We start from the raw sequence: 23,100 nt of genomic DNA, 5'->3' as shown, positions 1-23,100 counted from the left end.
CATCGTGAGACATGGCAAGTACCCGCTGATCGTCACCTTCCTGGTGCCGCCGGTGCTGCTCTACGTCATCTTCGTCGTGTCGCCGTACCTGCAGGCGTTCCAGATCTCCACCACCGACTGGCTCGGCTACTCGGCCGACGCCAACTCCGTCGGGCTGGCGAACTTCAAGACGCTGTGGAACGACGACTACGTCTGGAACGCGTTGAAGAACAACGCGATCCTGCTGGCGCTGGTTCCGGTGCTGACGATCGTGCTCGGCCTCTTCTTCGCCGCCATGCTCAACATGGGCGGCCGCAAGGGGCGGGCGGGGGTCAGCGGGGTACGCGGCTCGTCGTTCTACCGCACGGTCTACTTCTTCCCCCAGGTGCTCTCCGTCGTGATCATCGCGCTGCTGTGGAAGGAGGTCTACCACCCGAACAAGGGCCTGCTCACCAGCGCGCTGAACAGCGTCGGTCTGGGCGCGCCCACCTGGCTGGGAGATCCCCGGACCGCCTTCTGGTGCGTGCTCGCGGTGATGATCTGGAGCAACGTCGGCTTCTACGTGGTGCTCTTCGGCGCGGCCATGTCGGCCATCCCCAAGGAGATCTACGAGGCCGTCATGCTCGACGGCGCCTCCCGGCTGACCACGCTGTGGAAGGTGACCATCCCGCTGCTGTGGGACACCGTCCAGGTCGCCTGGGTCTACCTGGCCATCTTCGCCCTGGACGGGTTCATCCTGGTGCAGCTGATGACCAACGGCGGCCCCAACTTCTCCACCGACGTCATCGGCGTGCGGATGTACGACACGGCGTTCGGCAGCGAGACCAAGTTCGGCTACGCCTCGGCGATCGGCGTGGTGATGTTCTTCCTGACCCTCACGGTGGCGGTGCTGGCGCTGCGGGCCAGCAAGCGAGACAGGATCGAGTACTCGTGACGACTCTGGACAAGCCGGCCCCGGTGGCGCTGCCCGAGCCTCCCGGCCCCGCCGACCGCCCGGTACGCCGCGAACTCGGCGTCGCCAACGTGCTGTCGCACGGCTTCCTGCTGTTCTGGGGCGCGCTGACCGTACTGCCGTTGCTCTGGATGTTCATCAGCTCGTTCAAGAGCAACGCGGAGATCCTGGCCGATCCGTGGAGCCTGCCCGGCGCGCTGCGCTTCGACAACTGGGCCCGCGCCTGGAGCGGGGCGCACATCGGCCAGTACTTCCTCAACAGCCTGGTGGTGGTCGCCGGCTCGGTCACCCTGACCATGCTGATGGGCGCCACCGCCGCGTACGTCTTCGCCCGCTACGAGTTCCGGGGCAAGCAGGTCGTCTACTACCTGTTCGTCGGCGGGCTGATGTTCCCCGTCTTCCTCGCCCTGGTGCCGCTGTTCTTCGTGGTGCGCAACGCCGGCCTGTTCGGCACCTGGACCGGGCTGATCCTGGTCTACGCGGCCTACTCGCTGCCGTTCACGGTGTTCTTCCTGACCGCCTTCTTCCGCACCCTGCCCACCGCCGTCGCGGAGGCGGCACTGGTCGACGGCTGCGGCCACTTCCGGCTCTTCTTCCAGGTGATGCTGCCGATGGCGCGTCCGGGACTGATCAGCGTCGCGATCTTCAACTTTCTCCAACACTGGAACCAGTTCCTGCTGCCGCAGGTGCTCATGCAGGGCGACGAGTCCAAGTGGGTGCTCGCCCAGGGGCTCGCCGCGCTCTCGGTCAACCAGGGCTACGCTGGCGACTACGCGCAGCTCTTCGCCGGCCTCACCATCGCGGTGGTACCCGTGCTGCTGGTCTACATCCTCTTCCAGCGCCAGGTCCAGTCCGGCCTGACCGCCGGCCAGCTCAAGTGATCCCATTCGCGCTGGACCGGTTCTGATCAGCTAAGCAGCGCGACGCGGCGCGTGCGGAGCTGGTCCGGCCGGTTGCGGTCTGCGCGCTGTCGAGCTGATGTCGTAGACGATTCGCTCGACGGTGGTGCGGTGGCGCGTGGTCCGCTGCGATGAGCGCGCCGTGGAGCTGATGGTGTGAGCGGCTGACCGGCGTCGGGCGCCGGGTGGCGCGGAGCAACTCGTCCGACCTGCCTTGCCAGCCGGTGGCGCGGGCGACTCACCTGAACCGGTGTAGCCGACGCGGCGCAGATGTCACGAGGCGCTGGTGCCGACCGCGATGACGTAAACGATTCAGCTCCAAAGCGCCGTGCGCGGCACCCCTCGCCGCTGCGGCGGGAGCGCGGGCGGACGGCGAGGGCGGCACGAGCGCCGTGGGCGGCCCCTTGCCCGCCCGCCCCGCGCAGCGTCAGACCGGCGGGACCAGCAGGGCGTGCAGGGTCTGCGGATCCGTCACCTCGGGCAGCTCCCGGGCGGCGAGCCAGGCCGCCGCGGCCGCGCCGTCGCCCGCCGAGTGCAGCGGCGCGTCCGGCCACTGCCGGCCGACCTGGGCCCGTACGGCCGAGGCGAGCGGGGTGTCGCCGGTCAGCAGGCCGCCGCCGAGGACGATGGGTGAGTCGTCGCCGGCGGGTCGGATCCGCGCCGCGCTCTCCGCCAGGTGCGCGGCGGCCTCGTCGATCAGCCCGCGGGCGACCGGTTCGCCGTCGACGGCGGCGGCGACCACGAGGGGCGCGAGCCGGGCCAGTTCCACGGGCGGCCGCCGGGTCACCGCCTGGACCAGGGCGTCGACGGTGTCGCGGGGGCGGGCCGCCACGTCGGCGGAGCCGAGCAGTTCGGTGAGCACCCCGGCTGCCAGCCGGCCCGGCGTGTGCCCCCGGTCGAGGTCGGCCAGCAGCCGGCGGACCGCCTCGCGGCCGAGCCAGAAACCCGAGCCCGCGTCGCCGAGCAGCCAGCCGTGTCCGTCGGCGACCCGGTCCAGCCGCAGCTCCCGGACCCCGGCGGCGATCGCCCCGGTGCCGGCGATCAGCACCGTGCCGTCGGGGCTGGCGGTGCCCGAGGCGTACGCGACCAGCGCGTCGCCGTGCACCGCGTACGGGCAGCGCAGGCCGGCGTCGTGCCAGGCCCGGTCGAAGGCTTCCCGGCCGGCCGGATCGGCGAGCAGCCGGCCCGCCCCGGCCAGCCCGATCGTGCCGCCACGCACCCGGGCGGGATCGACGTCGGTCAGCGCCTCCCGCAGGGCGGCCAGGAGTTCGCCCGCCGCCCGTTCGGCACCGTGGCTGGTGGGGTTTCCGCCGCCAGCCCGGCCGCTGCCGAGCCGCCGCCCGTCGAGGGCCAGGGCGGTCACCCGCGTGGACGTACCCCCGACGTCGAGACCGACCACGACGCTGTCGGACATCCGCACCCACCCCTCGATCGACGGCCGCGTTCATGCTGGTCGGCCCGGCGGCGGCGGGCAAGGGGCGGGCAGGTTCCGGGGCTGTGCGCCAGGTAACAGTTTGAAAACTTCGCCCACAGCCTTGACACGGAGGGGCTTTCAGTAAGAACTTTTACCACTAACAGTTAACACTCTTTTCGGAAAGGTACCCCATGGTTGATCACGAGGTGGACGCCTCCGCGGGGACCGCGGTGGTCGACGCCGGCGCGGTCGACCGGCGGGGTGCGCTCGGGGTCGGCTCCGACGGCGTGCTGGCGCGGGTCCGGGCCGGCGCGGGCGAGCTGACGGGGGCACTGCGCCGCGTCGCCGAGCACGTGCTCAGCGACCCGGAGGCCGCCGCCCGGGCGACCATCGTGGAACTGGCCGAGCGCAGCGGCACCTCCCCGGCGACGATCACCCGGTTCTGCCGGGCGATGGGCTTCGAGGGCTACGCCGACCTGCGACTCGGCATCGCCGCGGAGACCGGCCGGGCCCGCTCGGCGGGCTGGACCGTCGACATCGGCCGCGAGATCCAGCCGAGCGACCCCCTCTCCCGGGTGCTCGACCAGATCATGGCCGCCGACACCCGCGCCATGCACGACACCGCCGCGCTGCTCGACCTCGCCGAGGTGGAACGGGCCGCCGTCGCCATCGCCGGGGCGTCCCGGGTGAACATCTTCGGGGCCAGCGGCAGCGCCCTGGTCGGCGAGGAGATGCAGTTCAGCCTGCACCGCATCGGGGTGGCGGCCTGGGCCTGGAACGACGTGCACGAGGGCCTCGCCAGCGCGGCCCTGCTGCGCCAGGGCGACGTGGCACTCGGCATCTCGCACACCGGCCAGACCCGGGAGACCATCGAGATGCTCGCCGAGGCGGGCAGCCGGGGCGCGACCACCGTGGCGCTGACCGGGTTCCCGCGCTCGCCGCTGGCCGAACTGGCCGACATCGTGCTGCTCACCGCCAGCCAGGCCACCACCTTCCGCCCCGACGCGCTCTCCGCCCGGCACCCGCAGCTGGTCGTGCTCGACCTGCTCTACATCGCCGTCGCCCAGCGCACCCACGACCGCGCCCACGCGGCCTTCCGGCGTACCGCCCAGGCCGTCGACGGGCACAAGGCCGCGAAGGGGGCCACCGCATGATCAGTGCCCAGGGGTACGCCGACGCCGTCCGGCCGGTGCTCGACCGGCTCGTCGACGCCAGCGCCGACGGGATCGGCGCCGCCGCCGACCTGATCGCCACCAGCCTGCGCGCCGGCGGGGTGCTCCAGGCGTTCGGCGCCGGCCACTCCGAGGCGTTCGCCGCGGAACTGGTCGCCCGGGCCGGCGGGCTGGTGCCCACCAACCGGCTCTCCCTGCACGACCTGGTGCTGCACGGCGACGCCCCGCGTGACGTGCTCGCCGACCCGAAGCTGGAGCGCGACCCCGCCGTCGCCCACCAGCTCTACGAGTTGGCGGCCCCGCAGCCGCAGGACGTGTTCGTGGTGGCGTCCCAGTCCGGCATCAACGGCTCGGTGGTCGAGCTGGCGACGCTGGTCACCGGACGCGGCCACCCGCTGATCGCGGTCACCTCGGTCGCGCACACCGCACGGGTCGCCCCGCGGCACCCGTCCGGCCGGCGCCTCGCCGACCTCGCCGACGTCGTGCTGGACAACGGCGCACCGTACGGCGACGCACTGCTGCCGCTCGAGGGCGGCGGCGCGGTCTGTGCGGTCTCCTCGGTCACCGCGGCGCTGCTGGCGCAGCTGCTGACCGCCGAGGTCGTACGACGGTTCCACCAGGCCGGGGAGGTACCCCCTATCTACCTCTCCGCCAACGTCCCCGGCGGGGACGAGCACAACCACGCCCTCGAGTCGCGGTACGCCGGGCGCCTCCGGCGCACCGCCTGACCCGAACACACAAGGAGAGACGACTATGTCGATTACCCCCGACAACCCGGCCGACCTGAGCCGCCGGACCGTGCTGCGTCGGGCCGCCGCGGTGGGCCTGCTCGCCACCCCGGCCGCCGGCCTGCTGAGCGCCTGCGCGACCAGCGGCGGCGACGAGAAGAACGAGCAGGTCGCGGGCGGCACCAAGAGCGCCACCAACCCGCTCGGTGTCGCCGAGGACGCCCCCATCGAGGTGGTCATCTTCAACGGTGGCTACGGCGAGAAGTACGCCACCGACGTGCACCAGCCGCTGTACAAGAAGGCGTTCCCGAAGGCCGAGGTCAAGCACCAGTCGACCCAGGCCGTGTCCACGGTGCTCCAACCGCGGTTCGCCTCGGGCAACCCGCCGGAGTTCGTGAACAACTCCGGCGAGAAGCTGATGGACTTCGGCGCCCTGGTCGCCGACGGCCAGCTTCAGGACCTCACCGAGCTGTGGGACGCCCCGTCGGTCGACGACCCCAGCAAGAAGGTCCGCGACACCGTGGTGCCGGGCACCGTCGAGGCCGGGTCGTTCAACGGCAAGCCGTACGTCCTGTACTACGTCTCCACCGTCTTCGGCATCTGGTACTCCGGCAAGCTGTTCAAGGACAACGGCTGGGCGCCGGCGAAGGACTGGTCGGAGTTCACCGCCCTGCTCGACAAGATCAAGGCCAAGGGCATCACCCCGTACGGCTACGCCGGGGCGAACGCCGCGTACTACCAGTGGAACGTGATCCTCACCCACGCGGCGAAGATCGGCGGCACGGACGTGCTGAAGAACATCGACAACCTGGAGGACGGCGCCTGGCAGCAGGACGCGGTCAAGCAGGCCGCCGCGGCGTGGGCCGAGATCGGCGCCAAGTACGTCGACAAGAGCTTCGAGGGGCTCAAGCACACCGACGTGCAGCTGCGGCAGAACCAGTACAAGCTGGCGTTCTACCCCAGCGGCGACTGGCTGGAGGGCGAGCAGAAGAAGGACACGCCGTCCGGCTTCGACTACCAGCTCATGCCCGTGCCGAGCCTGTCCGCCTCCGACAAGCTGCCGGCGACGGCGCTGCGGGCGACCGCCGGTGAGGGCTACTTCGTCTCGGCCAAGAGCAAGAACCCCAAGGGCGGCCTGGAGTACATGCGCCAGATGCTCTCGGTGGCCGGCGCGAAGGGCTTCACCGAGGTGGTCAAGGCCCCGACCGTGGTCACCGCCGGCTCGGAGGGCTTCGCCTTCCCGCCCGGCGTGGCCAGCTCGCAGGCCGCGCTCAAGGCCGCCGGTCAGGACGTGTTCAACCTGTACTTCGACGGCTGGTACAAGGAGCTCGACACGGAGGCGCGCACGGCCACCAACGAGCTGATGTTCGGCCGGATCAAGGCCGACGCCTTCGTGGAGCGGATCCAGAAGCGCGCCGACGCGATCAAGAAGGACAGCTCCATCACCAAGTTCAAGCGCTGATCGATCGGAGCGTAGGGGTCATGCGGCACGGCAAGTATCCGTTCGTGATCGGGTTCCTCTTCGTCCCGGTCACGCTGTACGTGGTCTTCGTCATCGCGCCGTACGCGCAGGCGTTCCAGATCTCGATGACCAACTGGCGAGGGCTCTCGGCCCCGCAGTGGGTGGGCTTCGACAACTTCCGGAGGTTGTTCGACGACGACAACTTCTGGAAGGCGGTCCAGCACCACGGCGTACTGCTGCTTGCCCTGCCGCTGATCACCATCGCCATCGCCCTGTTCTTCTCGTTCCTGCTCAACGTGGGCGGCAAGAGCAGCGGTGGGCAACGCCAGGGGGTCTGGGGGTCGAAGTTCTACCGGGTGGTGTTCTTCTTCCCCCAGGTCCTGGCGGTGGCCATCATCGCGGTGCTGTTCCAGATGGTCTACCGGCCCAACGAGTCCGGCCTGATCAACGGCGTGCTGATGAAGCTCGGCTTCGACCCGGTGCTCTTCCTGGTCCGGCCGAACCTGGCGCTCTGGTCGATCATCGGCGTGCTGGTCTGGCAGGCGGTCGGCTTCTACGTGGTGCTCTTCTCGGCGGGCATGGCCTCCATCCCCGGCGAGATCTACGAGGCCGCCGAGGTGGACGGGGCGAGCCGGGTGACGCTCTTCTTCCGGGTCACCCTGCCGCTGCTCTGGGACACCCTCCAGGTCGCCTGGGTCTATCTGGGCATCGCCGCGTTCGACGCGTTCGCCATTGTCTCGGTGCTCTCGGTGGACGGCGGCGGCCCGGACGGCGCCACCACCGTCCTGGCGATGGAGATCTACCGCAACGCCTTCGTCTACTCGAAGTACGGCTACGCCTCGGCAATGGGCGTGGCGCTGTTCTTCCTCACCCTCACGTTCGCGGCGTTGACGCTGCGGCTGACCAAGCGGGAAAGCGTGGAGTACTGATGAACCCGCAGACGACGCTGCCGCCGACACCGGCGGCGCTACCGCCGAAGACCGTGAAGCCGGGCGCCGCGGGTGGGCGCGGAGGCAGGGGCCGACGGGAGGTACGGCTCCTCGCCAACCTCGGGCACGTGGCGCTCGCCGTCTGGGCGGTGATCGTGATCGTGCCGATCCTCTGGACCTTCCTCGCCTCGTTCAAGAACACCACGGAGATCTTCAGCAGTCCGTGGACCATGCCGGCGGAGCTACGGTTCGAGAACTACGCCCGGGCGTGGACCAAGGCGAACGTCGGGCGCTACTTCCTCAACAGCGTGATCGTGGTGGCGTGCAGCACCTTCGGCACCATGCTGCTCGGCTCGATGGCCGCGTACGTGCTGGCGCGCTACAAGTTCTGGGGCAACCGGGCGATCTACTACCTGTTCGTCTCGGGGCTGGCTTTCCCGGTCTTCCTGGCCCTCGTACCGCTCTTCTTCGTGGTGAAGAACCTGGGACTGCTGGACACCCACACCGGGGTGGTGCTGGTCTACATCGCCTACTCGCTGCCGTTCACGGTGTTCTTCCTGGCCGCGTTCTTCAAGACGCTGCCGTCGTCGGTCGCCGAGGCGGGGATGATCGACGGCTGCTCGCACACCCGGCTGTTCTTCCAGGTGATGATGCCGATGGCGAAGCCGGGCCTGATCAGCGTCGGGATCTTCAACATCATCGGCCAGTGGGGGCAGTACCAGCTGCCGCTCGTGCTGCTCTCCAACGCCAAGGACAAGTGGGTGCTCACCCAGGGCATCGCGGACATCTCGGTGAACGCCGGCTACGAGGCGGACTGGTCCGGCCTCTTCGCCGCCCTGACCATCGCCATCCTCCCGATGATCGTCGTGTACGCGATCTTCCAGCGCCAGATCCAGTCCGGTCTCACCTCCGGGGCGGTGAAGTAGACCCGGGCGGGTCAGGGGTGCCAGGAACGCCACAGGGCGGCGTACGGGCCGTCGGCCCGGACCAGCTCGTCGTGACTGCCGAGCTCGGTGATCCGGCCCCCCTCCAGCACCGCCACCCGGTCGGCGTCGTGGGCGGTGTTGAGGCGGTGCGCGATCGCGATGACGGTCCGCCCGGTGAGCAGGGCGGCCAGGGCCCGCTCGGTGCGCCGGGCGGTGGTCGGGTCGAGAGCGGCGGTCGCCTCGTCGAGGATCAGCGTGTGCGGGTCGGCGAGCACCAGCCGGGCCAGCGCGAGCTGCTGGGCCTCGGCCGCCCCGAGCTGGTGCGCCCCGTCGCCGAGCGGGGTGTCCAGGCCGTCGGGCAGGCGGGCGTACCAGTCTGCGCCGACCGTGGCCAGCGCCGCGCGCATCCGGTCGTCGGAGGCGTCCGGGGCGGCGAACGCGAGGTTGTCGCGTAGCGAGCCGATGAAGACGTGGTGCTCCTGGGTGACCAGGGCGATGCGCCGCCGGCGCTCGGCCGGGTCCAGGTCGGTCACGGGGCAACCGCCGACGCTGACGACCCCCTCCCGGGGCGCGTCGATCCCGGCGAGCAGCCGCGCCAGGGTGGACTTCCCGGCCCCCGACGGCCCGACGAGCGCCAACCGCTCGCCGGGCCGCACCTCGAGGTCGATGCCGTGCAGCACGTCGGGTCCGCCGCCGTACGCGAACCGGGCTCCCCGGACGACCAGCCGCTCGTCCACCGGCGCGGCGGCCCGGCCGGGCCGCTCCGGCGGCACCTGGCCGACGCCGAGCACCCGGGCGAACGAGGCGAACCCGCGCTGCGCCTGCTCCGTCCACTGGAGGATCCGGTCCAGCGGCTCGATGGCCTGCTGCAGGTAGAGCGTGGCGGTGACCACCGCGCCGAGGGACACCTCGCCCCGCGTGAGCAGGAGCCCACCGACCAGCAGCAGCGCGGCCACGGGCAGCGGGTAGCTGGCCTCCACCACGGTGAAGAACACGGTGCGCAGCGCCAGGGTCGCCCGCCGGGCGCCCCAGATCCGGGCGATGCGCGCGGTGCCGTGCCCGATCCGTTCGTCGGCGAGGCGCAACGCCTCGACCGTACGGGCGCCCTCCGCGGTGGTCGTCAGCGTCTCGGTCAGCTCGGCGGCGGCCGCCCCCTCGGCCAGGTACGCCGGGCTGGCGCGCCGTAGGTACCACCGGGTCACCAGCGCGATCGGCGGCAGCCCGGCGAGCGCGGCCAGCCCGAGCAGCGGGTGCAGCAGGAACACCGCGCCGAACAGCAGCGTCAACTGCACCGAGGCGATGACGATGGTGGGCACCACGTCCCGGACGGTGGTGCCGACCGTCGCCACGTCGACCGAGCTGCGGGTCGCCAGGTCCCCGGAGCCGGCGCGCTCGACGACGCCGACGGGCAGGTTCAGCGTCCGTTCGACGAACTCCTCGCGCAGCCGTGCCACGGCGCGCTCGCCGAAGCGGTGGCCGGCGTACCGCGCGTACCGCGACAGCAGCGTCTGGACCAGCACGGCCCCGCCGATCGCCAGGGCGAGCCGGTCGACGGTGGCGACGCCGGCCCCGGCGGACACCCGGTCGACGATGGTGCCGAGCAGCCACGGCGGGGCGAGCCCGGCGACCGTGGCGGTCGCGTGCAGCGCCAGCACGACCGCGACGGCGCGCCGGTCCCGGGCGATCAGCCCGCGTGTCGCCCGGCGCACGGTGGCCCGGTCGGCGACCGGCAGCCCGCTCACCGCAGCGCCTGCTCGGCGTCGGCGTCGCCACGGGCCACGAGCCGCCGGTAGCCCGGGTCCCGGTCGAGCAGGTCGGCGTGGGTGCCGGTGGCGGCGACCCGCCCCGCGACCAGGTGCGCGACCTCGTCGGCCCGCCCCAGCAGCAGCGGCGAGGTGGTGAGCACGACCGTGGTCCGCCCGGCCCGCGCGCGGCGCAGCCGCTCGGCGATCCGCGCCTCGGTGTGCGCGTCCACCGCCGAGGTCGGCTCGACGAGGATCAGCACCTCCGGTTCGGCGAGCAACGCCCGGGCCAGCCGGATCCGTTGCCGCTGGCCGCCGGAGAGGGAGCGGGCGCGGGTGTCCAGCGGGGTGTCGAGCCCGCGCGGCAGGGCGTCGACGACGTCCTCGGCCGACGCGGCGTGCAGGGCGGAGGCGATCCGCTCGCGGTCACCGTCGGGCCGGGCCCCGCGCAACACCTCCCGCAGTGTCCCGGCGAACAGGTAGGCGTCGTGGTCGGCGACCAGGATACGGGCCCGCACCTGCTTCAGAGCGACGCCGGTCAGCGGCACGCCGCCCCAGGTGGCGTCGCTGACGGTGTACCGGCCGAGCCGGTCGGCCAGGGCGAGGGCGTCGGCCGGGTCGGCGGCGGCCACCGCGGTGAGGCGGCCGGCCCGGGCGGTCAGCCCGCTCGACCGGTCGTGCAGGTCGGCGGGGCCGCCGGGGGCCGCGAGCGGGCCGGTGGGGCCGGCGGGGGCCGGGACGGGAACGGCGGGGTTGCCGGGGGCCGGGAGCGAGGTGGCGGGGCCGGCGGGGGCCGGGACGGGAACGGCGGGGTTGCCGGGGGCCGGGAGCGAGGTGGCGGGGCCGCCGGGGGCCGGGACCGGGGCGGCGGGGCGGGCCCGCTGCCGGCTGCCGGGAACCGTCGCCGCGCCGGCGGGGGTCGGTGTGTCGCGCGGCCCGCCGACGTCGTCCGGCGTGACGGCGAGCAGGGCGACGATCCGGCGGGCCGCGACCCGGCCCCGGATCAGCTGGTGGCCGCCCTCCAACAGGAACCAGACCGGCACGACGAGTGTCGCGACGTAGCCGTAGACGGCGACCAGTTCCCCGACGCTGATGTCGCCGGTGACCGTCATCCGGGCCGACAGCCACACCACCGCCGCGAGGAACAGCCCGGGGACGGCCACCGTCGCCGCGTCGATCCAGCTGTTCACGGCGCCGACCCGGTATCCCTCGACGAGCAGGTCGCGGGAGCGGGCCGCGTACCGGTGGGCGAACAGGCCCCGGCCACCCACCCCGGCGAGCACCCGCAGCCCGGCCACGATGTCGCCCGACCGGGCGGTTAGGTCACCCTGCTGCTGCCGGTAGACCGACTCCGCCCGCTCCAGCCGGCGCAGCAGGGGAGCGACGACCAGGACGACCGACGGCACGCCCACCAGCACGCATAGCGCGAGCAGGGGCGAGATCGACCAGAGCACGACGGCGACGACCAGGTACGCGACCACCGCGCCGACGCCGGGCCCGGTCACCGTCATCACCTGCGCCACCCGGTCGATGTCGGTGCCGCCGACCGTGGCCACCTCGCCCGCCGCGGCCCGGCGCGGCAGCACGGCGCCGACCCGGGACAGCTGGCGGAGCACCACGGCGGCGGAGCGCGCCTTCGCGTCCTCCCGGATGAAGGTCATCGTGCGGTGCCGCATGATGCCCAGCCAGGACAGCGCCACGCCGGCGACGACGATCGCCGCCACCCACTGGGCCAGGGCCCGGGTGTCGCCGGTGCGCAGTCCGTCGTCCACGGCGCGGGAGATCAGGTAGGGCCGGACCGACAGGGCGGTCATCCAGGCCGTGCCGAACAGGCTGCCGCGCAGCACCCGCCACGGCTGGGAGCGGACCAGCCACCACAGGTACCGCAACGGGCCCCGGACGTCCGGAGTGCCGGGCTCGGGATGGGGGATCCGTGGTGGCACCGGCCTACGCTAACGAGCCGGGCACCGCCGCACCGCCCCGTTTCCGCCGGAACCGCCCGCCGATGTCTCGTCGCCGGCGGTCGCGGTCGACCTGATCGGCCCGGGGCGCGCGGGTGGCCGGCGCGTGAAGTGTCGCAGGGGCGAGGCAGAATCGCATCCGTGCTGGTGGCGGTGGTCTCGGACGAGCGGGGCGGGGGAGCGCTGCAATCCCTCGACGCCGCCGGGCTGCCCGTCGGCCCGGTGCGGCCGGTCAGCGACCTGGCCGCGGCCGTCGCGGCGCGCGAGGCGGCGGACCGGCCGCGCTGGGTGTGGGCCTCCGGCGCGGCCGTCTACCCGGCGCTGCTGCGCGCCGGGGTGCGGGTCGAGCGCTGCCACGACGTCGAGCTGACCGAGGCCCTGCTGCTCGGCCACGCCGGCCGCTGGGGTGAGCCCCGCTCGTTCGCGGCGGCCTGGGCCCGGCTGACCGGCGCGCCGGTGCCGCCCGATCCGCCGCCCCGTCCGGCCGCGCCGCCTGGCCACGGCCAGGGCGCGCTCTTCGACGCCCTGCCCGGCCCGGCGGGCCCCGGCGTCGAGGCACTGACCCGCGTCTACGCCGACCAGCTCGCCCGGATCGCCGCGACCGAGCATCCCGGCCGGTTCCGGCTGCTGGTCGCCGCCGAGTCGGCCGGCGCGCTGATCGCCGTGGAGATGGGGGCCGCCGGGCTGCCCTGGCGGGCCGACGTGCACGACGAGATCCTCGCCGAGCTGCTCGGCGAGCCGTCGCCGGTGGGCGGCCCGCCGCGCCGGCTGGCCGAGCTGGCCGCGCGGATCGCCGACGCGTTCGGCGTACGCCAGCTGCACACCGACTCCCCGGCGGAGCTGCTGCGGGCGTTCGCCCGGGCCGGGGTGGACCTGCCCAACACCCGGGCCTGGGTGCTGCGCGGGGTGGACCACCCGGCGGTGCCGCTGGTCCTGGAATACAAGGAGCTCTACCGGATCTGGACGGCGCACGGCTGGGCCTGGCGCGACGCCTGGGTGCGCGACGGCCGGTTCCAGCCGGAGTACGTCCCGGGCGGGGTCGTCTCCGGCCGCTGGGCGACCCGGGGCGGCGGCGCGTTGCAGATCCCCAAGGTGATCCGGCGGGCGGTGGTGGCCGATCCGGGCTGGCGGTTCGTGGTCGCCGACGCCGGCCAACTGGAGCCGAGGGTGCTCGCCGCGGTCTCCGGCGACGCCCGGCTCGCCGCCGCCGGTGGTGCCGGCGACCTCTACGCCGCCCTCGCCCAGGACGCCTTCGGCGGCGACCGGCCCCGGGCCAAGGTGGCGCTGCTCGGCGCGATGTACGGGCAGACCGGCGGGGCGGCGGTGCCGGCGCTGGCGGTGCTGCGGCGCAACTACCCGACGGCCTTCGGCTACGTGGAGGCGGCCGCCCGCACGGGGGAGGCCGGCGGGCTGGTCCGCTCCTGGCTCGGGCGCACCTGCCCGCCCGGCACGGCAGGGTTCGGCGACGCCGAGGCCGACCTCCCCGACGGCGGCGGCGACCCGCAGTCCCCGCGGGCGCGGGCGGCCCGCTCCCGGGGGCGGTTCACCCGCAACTTCGTCATCCAGGCCACCGCCGCCGAGTGGGCCTCGACCCTGCTGGCGACGCTGCGCGGCCGGCTCGCCGACGCCGGCGGCGAGCTGGTCTTCTTCCAGCACGACGAGGTGATCGTGCACTGCCCGGCGGAGCGGGCCGACGCGGTCGCCGACGCGGTCACCCGGTGCGGTGCGCAGGCCGCCGCGTTGCTCTTCGGCGACACCCCGGTCCGCTTCCCGCTGGACCTGTCCATCGTGGACTGCTACGCCGACGCGGCGTGACGGCTCCCGCCCGGGTCAGGAGACGCCGGATCCGGGGTTGGCGGCGTCCCACGCGTGCCGCGACTCGGCGATGGCGTCCTTGTGCGCCAGCGACCAGTCGGCCAACTGCCGCACCAGGTGGGTCAGGCTCCTGCCGCGCTCGGTCAGCTCGTAGGTCACGGTCACCGGGACGGTCGGGTACGCGGTGCGCAGCACCAGCCCGTCGCGCTCCAGGCGGCGCAGGGTCAGGGTGAGCATCCGCTGCGAGATGCCGTGGATGGCCCGTTGCAGCTCCCGGAACCGGCGGACGCCGGAGGAGAGTTCGACGATCGCGAGCACCGACCACTTGTCGCCGATGCGGTCGAGGACGTCGCGGATGCCGCAGTCCGGATGCTCCGGCAGGCCGCAGGGCGCGAGCGCTTCGGTTACCGCCGTGTGCCCTGCCGACATCGAAGTGCCTCCTTGTGGCCGCTGCCGTGGTTTCCGACGATGAGGTTAGTTCCGATTCGGTACCACCGAAAGGCTCCCTCATGCTGCTGGTCACCGGCGCCTCCGGGCACCTGGGTTCCCTCATCCACGCCGGGCTGGCCGAGCGGGGCCTGGCTCCGCTCGCCGGCACCCGTACCCCCGGTCGCTTCGGCGCCGCCGGGCGGGTCGTGGACTTCGACGACCCGGCGGGGCCGGACCTGGCGGGCGTACGCGTGCTGGTGCTGGTCTCCGCCGGCTACGGCGAGGACGACGTCGTCATCGCCCGCCATGACCGGGTGATCGCATCCGCGGAGCGGCACGGGGTGGCGCACGTGGTCTACACGAGCCTGGTCGGCGCCGGCGACCACCTGGCCTTCGCGCTCGCGCACCGGTGGACGGAGCGTCGGCTGCGGGAGAGCCGGCTGGGCTGGACGGTCCTGCGCAACGGGCTCTACGCCGAGCTGTTCGGTCAGCTGGCCGCCCCGGTCGACGGCGCGGTCACGGCCCCGTTCGGCACGGGAGCGCTGGCCGCCGTGGCCCGACAGGATCTGGCCGATGCCGCCGTGCGGGTGGCCGCCGACCCCGCCGCCCACCGCGGCCGCACGTACGAGCTGACCGGGCCCGTCGCGCTCACCGCGGCCGGTCTGGCCGCCGAGCTGGGCGTGCCCTACCGCCCGGTGTCGTTGGGTGAGCGGCGTGCCACCCTGGCGGGCCCGGGCCTGCTGCCGTTCCAGCCGGCCATGCTCATGTCGATCTACTCCGCTACGGCGGCCGGGTTCCTCGCGCGGACCGACGGCGACCTGGCGCGCCTGCTGTCGCGTCCGCCCCGCGACCCGATGCCGGTCGCGGTGGCCGCCGCCGGGGCGCCGTCCTGACCGTACGCACAGCCCGTGACGGGTGATGCGATGTGGTGCCGGGCCGGTAACAGTTGCACTATTTCCCCTTTTCGCCCCGCTACCCGGTCCGCCTTGTCCTCGTTGCTCCCGATGTCCGTACGACGGAGCGGGCCGTGTCCTCGCGCCACGGTCCGCTCCACGGTGGAGGGGGCCCAGCTGAACCGGATCGCAGGAATGATCATCGCCGCGGGCGGGGGGCGCCGCATCGGCGGCCCCGAGGCGCTGCTGCACCAGGGGGAGAAGCCCCTGGTGAACCAGATGATCGACACGATGACCGAGGCGGGCTGCGAGCGGATCGTGGTCGTGCTCGGCGCCGCGGCCGACCAGGTCCGCGAGACGGCGGACCTGAGCCTGGCCACGGTGGTGATCAACCGGGCGTGGGGGACCGGCGTCGGCTCGTCCATCCGGGCCGGCCTCGCCGCACTCGACGACGAGGGCATCGAGGCGGTCGTGGTGGTGCCGGTCGACATGCCCGGCCTGACCGCCACCGCCGTGCGTCGGGTGGTCGCGCTGCCGTACCCCGACGTGCTGGTCTGCGCCACCTACGACGGGCTGCGCGGCTACCCGATGCTGTTCGGACGCCGGCACTGGTCCGGCATCGCCACCCTGGCCAGCGCTGACGTGGGCGCCCGGCCCTACCTGCTCGCGCACAAGGACCAGATCGTCGACATCTCCTGCGACTCGGTGGCCGACGGCAGCCGGGTCGACACCCCGGAACTGATGGCGCTCTACGGGCTGACCGTCCCACCCCAGCGCCTCGGCGCCTAGGTGGCCGGTGTCGACCGCCGGCTGCCGGAAACAGCCGCGCGCGGCCCGGGGGCCGTCAGGGCGCGGCACGCCGTACGACGAGGCCCGGTGCGGGCGTGGGCCCGGACGGACTGACGATTCGTTGGGCGGCGGCCAGGATGTCCGGCTTCTGCGCGATGACCGGAGGGCCGGGGCACTTGTCGTGCCCCCAGGCCGGACTCCCCATGCTGTGGTGACCGAGGCCGGTGCCCGACGGGTCGGCCGTCAGGGCGAGAGGGACGCCGAACACCTGGTGCACCTTGGCGAAGATCCGGCCGATGGCGGCGATCTGCTTGCCGGTCAGCCTCTCCCAGCCGGGATGGCTGGCGTGGTGCGGGCTGTCGACGCTGAACCCGGAGCACTCCACCGAGAGCCAGTGCCCGTTGCCGGCTCTCTGGGTCCAGGCCTTGTCGGCGGTGTCGACCATCTGCGCGATGTCTCCGTCACGACTGACGATGAAGTGCGAGGAGTTTTCGGTGCTCGGGTCCCGCTGGTGGCTGATGGTGCCCTCATAGGTGCCGTCGGCGATGTGCACCACCAGGCCGCGCACCTCCACCATGCCGTTCGGGACCCGGTTCTGGGTGGGGCCCCGCCAACTCGCGAGATCGGTCCAGAGGGCCATCGGACGCTCCTTCCGGCGGACGTCGGCTCGGCTGGCCGGCCGGCGGCTCGACAACCTGAACGTAGCGTCGTCCCGCTCCCGTTCCTGGCGATTCGGTCAACTGATCGTGGGCCTGGGGCAGGTCGCTGACGGCGGGTCGGCCCGGACGGGTCGTTCGCTCGGCCCGCACCCCGTCGACGGCCGTCCGGTCCCGCCACTGCCCCCACGCCAGGGCCCTGTTCCGCTAGCGTCGGCGGGCGCGGCGTCCGCCGCCGTGGCACACGGCGGCGGGCCGCTGACGCGGGGGAGGTCCGCCGATGATCGGAACGTTGATCCGGCACGTCGCCGGGGCGGTCGCCGCCTGGCTGGTGTACGTCGCCGAGGGGTCGTTCGGCCTCTTGGCGCGGCTCGCGTTGGCCCTGGTCGCCGACGCCGGCCCGGGCGAGCCACCGGCCAGGCCCTTCATGGTGCTGGACGCCGCCCTGCCGGGTGCCGTCCTGGTGCTGCTCGTGGTGGTGCCGGCGGTCGTCATCGGCGACGTCGCCCTCGCCCGCCGTGGCGCGTTCGCCCGCACGCTGGCGGCCTGCGGGGTGGCCGTGTTCCTCGTCGGCCAGTACGTCGCCGGCATCGCGGCCGTCACCGGGGCGGTCGTCGCCGACGCGGCGCTGGCCTGGTTCCTCACGACGGCGGTCGCGCTTGGCCCGGTGGTGGCCCACGCGGCCGTGGTGCGGGTGACACGGGCGGCGACCGGGTGGCTGGCCCGCCGGAGCCGCCCCGGCTCGCCGGTCACGCTCGCCCCGTCCGCGTCCCCGGTGGCCCATCCCGGCGGTCCCGAGGCCCCGTGACCGCGTCCCGCCCGCCGACCGACCTGGTCCCCGCCGACACGCCGGCCGAGCAGCTCACCCACAACACGCTCAACGGGGTGACCGGCGGCATCTGGCGCACCCGCCGGGACGGGCGGTCGGCCGTGCTGAAACTTCTCACCCCGCCCGGCCGCCCCGGCCCGGCACACTGGGCCGGCAGCGACGATCCGGGGCACTGGAACTACTGGCGCCGCGAGGTCGAGGCGTACCGCAGCGGCCTGGCCACCGCCGCGTACGCCGACGCCGGGCTGGCCGCGCCGACGCCGCTGGCGGTCGACGACCGGCCGGACGGCTCGGTGGCGCTGTGGCTGTCCGAGGCGGACGGTCGGCCGGGCATCGCCTGCACGCCGGCCGACCTCGGCGAGGTGGCCGTCCGGCTCGGCGTCGGGCACGCCCGCCGGCTCGGCGACCCCGAGGCACGGGAGCTGTCGCCCGGCCGTCGGCCGCCGGAGTGGCTGGCGCGCGACTGGCTGCGCGACTACACGCTGAGCCGCCCGGTGGCCGCGCCGGTGCCGTGGGAGCACCCGGTCGCCGTCGCCGCCTGGCCGGGCCCCCTGCGCGACGCGCTGCGGGCGCTGTGGGACCGGCGGCACGAGGTGCTGGCCGCCACCGACCGGCTGCCGCGTACGCTCTGCCACCACGACTGCTGGCCGATGAACCTGGTGTTCACCGCCGGCGGCCCGGTCCTGCTGGACTGGTCCGGCGTCGGCCCGGGGCCGGTCGGCGAGGACGCGGCCAACCTGGTGCTGGACACCTTCCTCGACGGGCTGGTCGACGTCGCGCTGCTCGACGAGGTGGTCGCCACCGTGCTCGACCGGTACGCCGAGGGGCTACGCGGCGCCGTCGCGCCGGAGGAGGTGGCCCGGGCCGTCCGGCTCACGGGGGCGGCCAAGTACTTCTGGCTGGCGCCGATGATGCTCGGCCGGCTGGGCCGGTCTGCCATCAGTGGCACCTACGACGCCCGCGACGAGGCGGAGATGATGGTGGGCCGCCGGCCCGTGCTGGAACTGCTCGCCCGCTGGGCCGCCGAGGCGCTGGACTGACCGGGCGCGGGAATGGCCGTCAGACGTCGATGTTGAAGCGTTGCAGCACCGACGGGGCGACCAGCCCGGCCGCCGCGAGCACCGAGATCGCGGTCAGCACGGTCCGGACGACGACCACCTCGGTCTTGCCGCCGGCCCGCAGGGCGATCTTGTTCGGCAGCCCGATCGGCGTCCACATCCGACGCTTGATCGGGATGGGCCAGAGGATGGGCACCCCGGCCCGGGTGATCATGTCGCCGAGGATGTGCACGAAGCAGCCCACCCCCACGGCGGTGCCGATCAGCGGGTAGCCCCGGCCGCCGGGCAGGTTGGCGAAGGTGTACCAGGCGGCGGCGGCCGACGCCAGGGTGACGATGACCCAGCCGGCGCGCTCGGCCCACTTGTCGAACAGGCCGCGCAGCGCCAGGCCGAACATGAAGAACAGGATGCCGATGACGGCCCACTTGCCGTACGCGGCGCAGAGCGTGGTGGTGCCCCAGCCGACCAGCAGGGTGAACGGGATGGTGTGGGTCAACGTGCGGTGGCCGTTGTTGCGGCGCGGATCCTTGCTGAGCTTCGTCGCGTAGTAGACCCCGAGCGAGACCTTCTCCATCACCTCGGCGATGAAGAGCGAGAACACGCCGAAGGTGCGGGCGACGGTCGCCCCGCCCTGGTTGCGGGTCACCTTGCCGGACAGGTCGAGGTCGGGGAAGAGCGCCCCACCGGCGCAGACCGCGGTGCCGACGGCGAGTTCCAGCGGCGACTGGTGGTAGTCGGCGAATTGTTGCAGCGCCCAGGACCCGGCCAGCCACACCGCCGCGCCGGACAGCGCGTGCGACGGTCCCATCATGTCGGCTCACCCTCCCCAGGGATCTTGAGCGCCAAAACTACGCCACTGTAGTTCGCCGGCGCTCCGCAGGGGCATCGCCCGGACGGTCCATCGGGGACGGTGGCGGGGAGGGGTGGGTCACCGGCAGGAAGTATGCCGTCGCCGGGCGGCGGACGGGACCGGTCTGTCGGCCATCGGACGGCGGGGAGGCGGCGACGGGCCGCTCAGCGGACGGCGCCGCCGACGGCGAGCAGGTTCCCCTCCGGGATGGTGATCTTCTGACGGGCTCCGCCGAGCCGGGCGGCGGCGCGCCGGGCCTGCGTCGGGCCGTGCTCGCGGCACGCCGTCGCGTACGTGCCGGCGGTCCGGGCGGCGATGGTCGCCCAGCCGTACCGCTGGCCGACCATGGCGCGCGCCCGCCGGGCCACCCGCCGGGCGAAGACCTCGTCGCCCAGGATCTGGTCGACCGCCTCGCCGAGGGCGCCCGGATCGCTGTGCGGGAAGGTCACCCCGGTCACGCCCGGCTCGACGATCTCCGCGAGGCCGCCGGTGCGGGCCACGGCCAGCGGCGCGCCGGCCGCCGCGGCCTCCAGGGCCACCATCCCGAACGGCTCGTAGAGGCTCGGCACCACGGTCGCGTCGGTGGCGCCGAGCAGCGCGGGGAGCCGCGTGGAGTCGAGAAAGCCCGCGAATCGTACGGTCTGCCCGAGCCCGAGGCGGCGGGTCTGCTCCTCCAACTCGGCGCGGTAGGGGCCGTCGCCCGCGATCACCACCCGCAGCCCGGGGTGCCGGTCGCGCAGGTACGGCACGGCGTGCACCAGGTGCTGCACGCCCTTCTCGTAGACCAGCCGGCCGGCGTACCCGACGAGCGGGCCGTCGCCGGCGAACCGGGCCCGGGCGGCGGTGACCGCCCCCGGCCTGGCACGCCAGGCCCGGTCGTCGACGCCGTTGGGCACCACGTCGATCTGCCCGGCCGGCACGTCGAAGAGCGTGGTGACCTGGTCGCGCATGTAGCCGGAGCAGGCGATCACCCGGGCGGAGGCGTTGCTCAGCCAGTGTTCGACGCCGTGGATGGTGCGGTTCATCTCGTCGGGCAGCCAGCCCTGGTGCCGGCCGGCCTCGGTGGCGTGGATCGTGCTGACCAGCGGGATGTCGAGGTGTTCGCGCAGGGTCATGGCGGTGTGGGCGACGAGCCAGTCGTGGGCGTGGATGACGTCGTAGGTGCCGGCCTCGGTGGCGCGCAGCGCGGCGCGGGTGAGGGTGTGGTTGAAGGCCATGGTCCAGGCGAGCAGGGAGGAGGTGGCCAGGGGGAAGGTGACGGGGTCCTCGGCGGCGCGGACGATGCGGACGCCGTCGGCGTACTCCTCCAGGGGCGCGCCGTCGGTGTGGCGGGTGACGACGGTGACCTCGTGCCCGGCGGCGGCGAGGGCGACCGAGAGGGCGTGCACGTGCCGGCCGAGCCCGCCGACCAGGACCGGCGGGTACTCCCACGAGAGCATCAGCACCCGCTGCGGCCGGGCGGGATGGATGTCGATCACGTCGGCGTCAGGTGACATGCGGCCCCCTTTGAGTTGTCCCCGGGTGCGCGCCGACGGCACCGGAGCGGTGCCCGTGACGGTCGCGACTGGATCGGGACCCATCCTGCTGGTGGCTGGCTAACCGGCGGAGACGCCGCCGTTGCGGTCGTGTAAAGCGCTACCGGCCATTCCTGCGGGCGCGCAGCAGCTCGGCGACCGACCACGCCTGGAACGGGCACCCGGTGGCGGCGTGCGGCGCGAGGCCGTCGGCCGTCTCACTCACCGATCCTAGGCCATATTCGGTCAGATGGGCCTCGATGCCGACGAAAAGGTCATCGACCGGCATCTTGGCCCGCCGGGCGGCGTCGGCGTACGGGCCGAGCAGCCAGGGCCAGACGGTGCCCTGGTGGTAAGCGCCGTCCCGCTCGGCCGGACCGCCCCGGTGCCGACCGACGAACTCGGGCGCGTCGGGGGAGAGGCTGCGCGGGCCCAGCGGGGTGAGCAGCCCGCCGGCGACCCGGCGCACGGTGGGCTCGTCGGGCTCCAGCGGGGCGTACGGCAGCGACCAGGCCAGCAGCTGGTTGGGGCGGAGCAGGTCGTCGTCGTGGTGCGCGGCGCCACCCAGCGGGTACGCCGGCGCGGGCGCGTCCACCACGTCGTGCAGCCAGCCCGTCGGGGCCGGGAACCGGTCCCGGAACGCGGCGCCGGCCCGCTCGTGCAGCCGCCACAGCTCGCGCGCGTCCCGCCCCGCCAGCTCGGTCAGCTCGGCCAGGCCGGCCAGCCCGTTGACCCAGAGCGCGTTGACCTCCACCGGCTTGCCTGTACGCGGGGTGACCGGTACCCCGTACACCCGGGCGTCCATCCAGGTCAGCGCCGTGCCGGGGGTGCCGCCCTGGGTGAGCAGCCCGTCGGCCGGGTCGACGGCGATGCCGAACCGGGTGCCGGCCAGGTGCGCGTCGACCACCCCGTGCAGCGCGGGCAGCAGCTCGTCGCCGAGGTCGGTGTCGCCGGTGACGGTGACGTGCCGGCTGACCGCGTGCAGGAACCACAGGGTCGCGTCGACGGTGTTGTACTCCACCCGCCCGGTGTCGGCGGTGTTGGCCAGCATCCCCTCCGACAGCGTCGCCGCGTACGCCCGCAGCAGCTCCCGGCCCTCGTCGGCCCGGTTCGTGCAGAGGAACAGCCCTTCGTAGGAGATCATCGTGTCGCGCGACCAGGCGCCGAACCACGGATAGCCGGCCACCACGTCCGGACCGGTGGAGGTGCGGACCACGAACGCGTCGGCGGCCAGCGTGAGCGTCGCCTCGACCGGGTCGGCCGGCTTCGCCGCGGCCACCACGCGCCGGTGGCGGGCCCGGGCCGCCGCGATCACCTCGGTCGCCGGTGGCGGCTCCTCGGCCAGCTCGCCGGCCCAGGCGAGCACCGACACCGTGTCGCCCGGGCGCTCCAGCCCGCCCGAGAACCGGCCCGCGTACCAGAGGTCCTCGTCGGGGTTCAGGCCCCGCGCCGCCTCCTCCCGGTGGTGCGCGCCGAGCCACCACTGGCCCTGCGGGGTCCAGTCCGGCCCGGCGAGCCGGAACGCGCCCTCGACCACGGCCCCGCCCGGCACCGGCTCCACCCGTGGGTCCGGGCCGTCCGCGCGGCGCTCGCCGTGCGCGTCGCGCCAGGTGCAGACCGCCGCCAGGTCGAGGCGCACCGGCCCGCCGGAGACCAGCCGGTGCACGACGGCGACGCAGGAGCGGCCGTGCGTCATTGCCAGCTCCCGCTCGATCACGACGTCGCCGATGCGCCAGCGCCACCGGGGCAGGCCGTCGGTCAGGTCGAACCGCTCCAGCAGCTCGAAGCCGCGCGGGTCGACGTCGCCGGAGGCCCACTCGTGCGCGCCCAGGCGTACGCGGGCGCCGGAGGGGAACAACACGGCCGGGTCCAGGCCGACCAGTCCCACGCGGCGGGACGCCGGCGTCTCGCCGGCCACCACGAGCAGTCCGTGGTACCGACGGGTGCGCAGCCCGCTCACCGTGCCGGTGGCGTAGCCGCCGAGACCGTCGGTGACCAGCCACTCCCGGGCGGCGCCACCGGTCAGGTCGCCGCAGACCTGCGGGCCGAAGCGAATGTCGATCAACTTTCCTCCACCGGCGGCGGGGTGCAACACGCCACGAC

The 23,100-nt window shown here is 73.8% G+C and carries 20 protein-coding genes; 12 read left to right on the top strand and 8 right to left on the bottom strand.

Annotated elements, in window-relative coordinates; genetic code table 11:
* Nucleotides 1-4 precede the first annotated feature (4 nt).
* Both ACLQ22_RS10475 and ACLQ22_RS10470 read left to right on the top strand, forming a co-directional pair.
* Nucleotides 5-913: a carbohydrate ABC transporter permease gene (locus ACLQ22_RS10475; protein WP_101411517.1), complete on the top strand. Its 909-nt coding sequence runs from the start codon at nucleotides 5-7 to the stop codon at nucleotides 911-913.
* Entirely contained in the window at nucleotides 910-1,812 is a 903-nt protein-coding gene (locus ACLQ22_RS10470; RefSeq protein WP_425692092.1) for a carbohydrate ABC transporter permease, read from the top strand. The genes ACLQ22_RS10475 and ACLQ22_RS10470 overlap by 4 nt, the downstream gene beginning before the upstream one ends.
* 445 nt (nucleotides 1,813-2,257) lie before the next feature.
* Here the strand turns inward: ACLQ22_RS10470 and ACLQ22_RS10465 are convergent, their stop codons facing one another.
* Complete coding sequence (locus tag ACLQ22_RS10465) at nucleotides 2,258-3,244, bottom strand: N-acetylglucosamine kinase (RefSeq protein ID WP_425692091.1); 987 nt, start codon at nucleotides 3,242-3,244, stop codon at nucleotides 2,258-2,260.
* Between the two features lie 191 nt (nucleotides 3,245-3,435).
* On the opposite strand from ACLQ22_RS10465, the gene ACLQ22_RS10460 reads away from it, so the two are divergent.
* From ACLQ22_RS10460 to ACLQ22_RS10440, 5 genes are read left to right on the top strand one after another with little or no spacing between them, the layout of a single operon-like run.
* Nucleotides 3,436-4,398 carry a MurR/RpiR family transcriptional regulator gene (locus tag ACLQ22_RS10460; protein ID WP_121400778.1) on the top strand — a complete coding sequence of 321 codons (963 nt, stop codon included), beginning with the start codon at nucleotides 3,436-3,438 and terminating at the stop codon, nucleotides 4,396-4,398.
* Nucleotides 4,395-5,144, top strand: a complete 750-nt coding sequence (locus ACLQ22_RS10455) for a sugar isomerase domain-containing protein (protein WP_121400779.1) — start codon at nucleotides 4,395-4,397, stop codon at nucleotides 5,142-5,144. The genes ACLQ22_RS10460 and ACLQ22_RS10455 overlap by 4 nt, the downstream gene beginning before the upstream one ends.
* Before the next feature lie 25 nt (nucleotides 5,145-5,169).
* Nucleotides 5,170-6,606 (top strand): N-acetylglucosamine/diacetylchitobiose ABC transporter substrate-binding protein, encoded by a 1,437-nt coding sequence (gene ngcE / locus ACLQ22_RS10450; protein WP_425692090.1) that lies wholly within the window; start codon nucleotides 5,170-5,172, stop codon nucleotides 6,604-6,606.
* 20 nt (nucleotides 6,607-6,626) lie between these two features.
* Nucleotides 6,627-7,535, top strand: coding sequence for a carbohydrate ABC transporter permease (locus tag ACLQ22_RS10445; protein WP_334606514.1), 909 nt, complete (start codon nucleotides 6,627-6,629; stop codon nucleotides 7,533-7,535).
* Nucleotides 7,535-8,461, top strand: coding sequence for a carbohydrate ABC transporter permease (locus ACLQ22_RS10440; RefSeq protein ID WP_425692089.1), 927 nt, complete (start codon nucleotides 7,535-7,537; stop codon nucleotides 8,459-8,461). Before ACLQ22_RS10445 ends, ACLQ22_RS10440 begins: the two co-directional genes overlap by 1 nt.
* Nucleotides 8,462-8,472: 11 nt before the next feature.
* Here the strand turns inward: ACLQ22_RS10440 and ACLQ22_RS10435 are convergent, their stop codons facing one another.
* The gene (locus ACLQ22_RS10435) at nucleotides 8,473-10,203 is read right to left on the bottom strand and encodes an ABC transporter ATP-binding protein (protein ID WP_425692088.1); all 1,731 of its coding nucleotides are present in this window, start codon (nucleotides 10,201-10,203) and stop codon (nucleotides 8,473-8,475) included.
* Nucleotides 10,200-12,146 carry an ABC transporter transmembrane domain-containing protein gene (locus ACLQ22_RS10430; protein ID WP_425692087.1) on the bottom strand — a complete coding sequence of 649 codons (1,947 nt, stop codon included), beginning with the start codon at nucleotides 12,144-12,146 and terminating at the stop codon, nucleotides 10,200-10,202. Before ACLQ22_RS10430 ends, ACLQ22_RS10435 begins: the two co-directional genes overlap by 4 nt.
* A gap of 159 nt (nucleotides 12,147-12,305) precedes the next feature.
* On the opposite strand from ACLQ22_RS10430, the gene ACLQ22_RS10425 reads away from it, so the two are divergent.
* On the top strand, nucleotides 12,306-13,979 hold the full coding sequence (locus ACLQ22_RS10425; RefSeq protein ID WP_425692086.1) for a bifunctional 3'-5' exonuclease/DNA polymerase: 1,674 nt from the start codon (nucleotides 12,306-12,308) through the stop codon (nucleotides 13,977-13,979).
* A gap of 15 nt (nucleotides 13,980-13,994) precedes the next feature.
* On the opposite strand, the gene ACLQ22_RS10420 is transcribed toward ACLQ22_RS10425, so the two are convergent.
* On the bottom strand, nucleotides 13,995-14,408 hold the full coding sequence (locus tag ACLQ22_RS10420; RefSeq protein ID WP_425692085.1) for a winged helix-turn-helix transcriptional regulator: 414 nt from the start codon (nucleotides 14,406-14,408) through the stop codon (nucleotides 13,995-13,997).
* Nucleotides 14,409-14,488: 80 nt separating this feature from the next.
* On the opposite strand from ACLQ22_RS10420, the gene ACLQ22_RS10415 reads away from it, so the two are divergent.
* Complete coding sequence (locus tag ACLQ22_RS10415) at nucleotides 14,489-15,301, top strand: NAD(P)H-binding protein (protein WP_425692084.1); 813 nt, start codon at nucleotides 14,489-14,491, stop codon at nucleotides 15,299-15,301.
* A 195-nt stretch (nucleotides 15,302-15,496) separates the two neighbouring features.
* A complete protein-coding gene (locus ACLQ22_RS10410; RefSeq protein WP_425692083.1) occupies nucleotides 15,497-16,090 on the top strand; it encodes a nucleotidyltransferase family protein in 594 nt (197 codons plus the stop codon).
* A gap of 55 nt (nucleotides 16,091-16,145) precedes the next feature.
* Here the strand turns inward: ACLQ22_RS10410 and ACLQ22_RS10405 are convergent, their stop codons facing one another.
* Entirely contained in the window at nucleotides 16,146-16,730 is a 585-nt protein-coding gene (locus ACLQ22_RS10405; protein ID WP_425692082.1) for an N-acetylmuramoyl-L-alanine amidase, read from the bottom strand.
* 296 nt (nucleotides 16,731-17,026) lie between these two features.
* On the opposite strand from ACLQ22_RS10405, the gene ACLQ22_RS10400 reads away from it, so the two are divergent.
* Entirely contained in the window at nucleotides 17,027-17,554 is a 528-nt protein-coding gene (locus ACLQ22_RS10400; protein ID WP_425692081.1) for a hypothetical protein, read from the top strand.
* On the top strand, nucleotides 17,551-18,615 hold the full coding sequence (locus ACLQ22_RS10395; protein WP_425692080.1) for a phosphotransferase: 1,065 nt from the start codon (nucleotides 17,551-17,553) through the stop codon (nucleotides 18,613-18,615). The genes ACLQ22_RS10400 and ACLQ22_RS10395 overlap by 4 nt, the downstream gene beginning before the upstream one ends.
* A 19-nt stretch (nucleotides 18,616-18,634) precedes the next feature.
* Here the strand turns inward: ACLQ22_RS10395 and ACLQ22_RS10390 are convergent, their stop codons facing one another.
* From ACLQ22_RS10390 to ACLQ22_RS10380, 3 genes are all read right to left on the bottom strand, one after another.
* On the bottom strand, nucleotides 18,635-19,444 hold the full coding sequence (locus ACLQ22_RS10390) for a metal-dependent hydrolase (RefSeq protein WP_088999461.1): 810 nt from the start codon (nucleotides 19,442-19,444) through the stop codon (nucleotides 18,635-18,637).
* 203 nt (nucleotides 19,445-19,647) lie between these two features.
* The gene (locus ACLQ22_RS10385) at nucleotides 19,648-20,979 is read right to left on the bottom strand and encodes a glycosyltransferase family 4 protein (protein WP_425692079.1); all 1,332 of its coding nucleotides are present in this window, start codon (nucleotides 20,977-20,979) and stop codon (nucleotides 19,648-19,650) included.
* A 139-nt stretch (nucleotides 20,980-21,118) separates the two neighbouring features.
* Nucleotides 21,119-23,062: an amylo-alpha-1,6-glucosidase gene (locus tag ACLQ22_RS10380; protein ID WP_425692078.1), complete on the bottom strand. Its 1,944-nt coding sequence runs from the start codon at nucleotides 23,060-23,062 to the stop codon at nucleotides 21,119-21,121.
* Between the last annotated feature and the right edge of the window lie 38 nt (nucleotides 23,063-23,100).

The organism is Micromonospora sp. DT178, assembly GCF_049841695.1.
GTDB lineage: Bacteria > Actinomycetota > Actinomycetes > Mycobacteriales > Micromonosporaceae > Micromonospora.
Note: the sequence above shows the minus strand (reverse complement) of the source record. Positions and strands in the feature narration are given on the sequence as shown.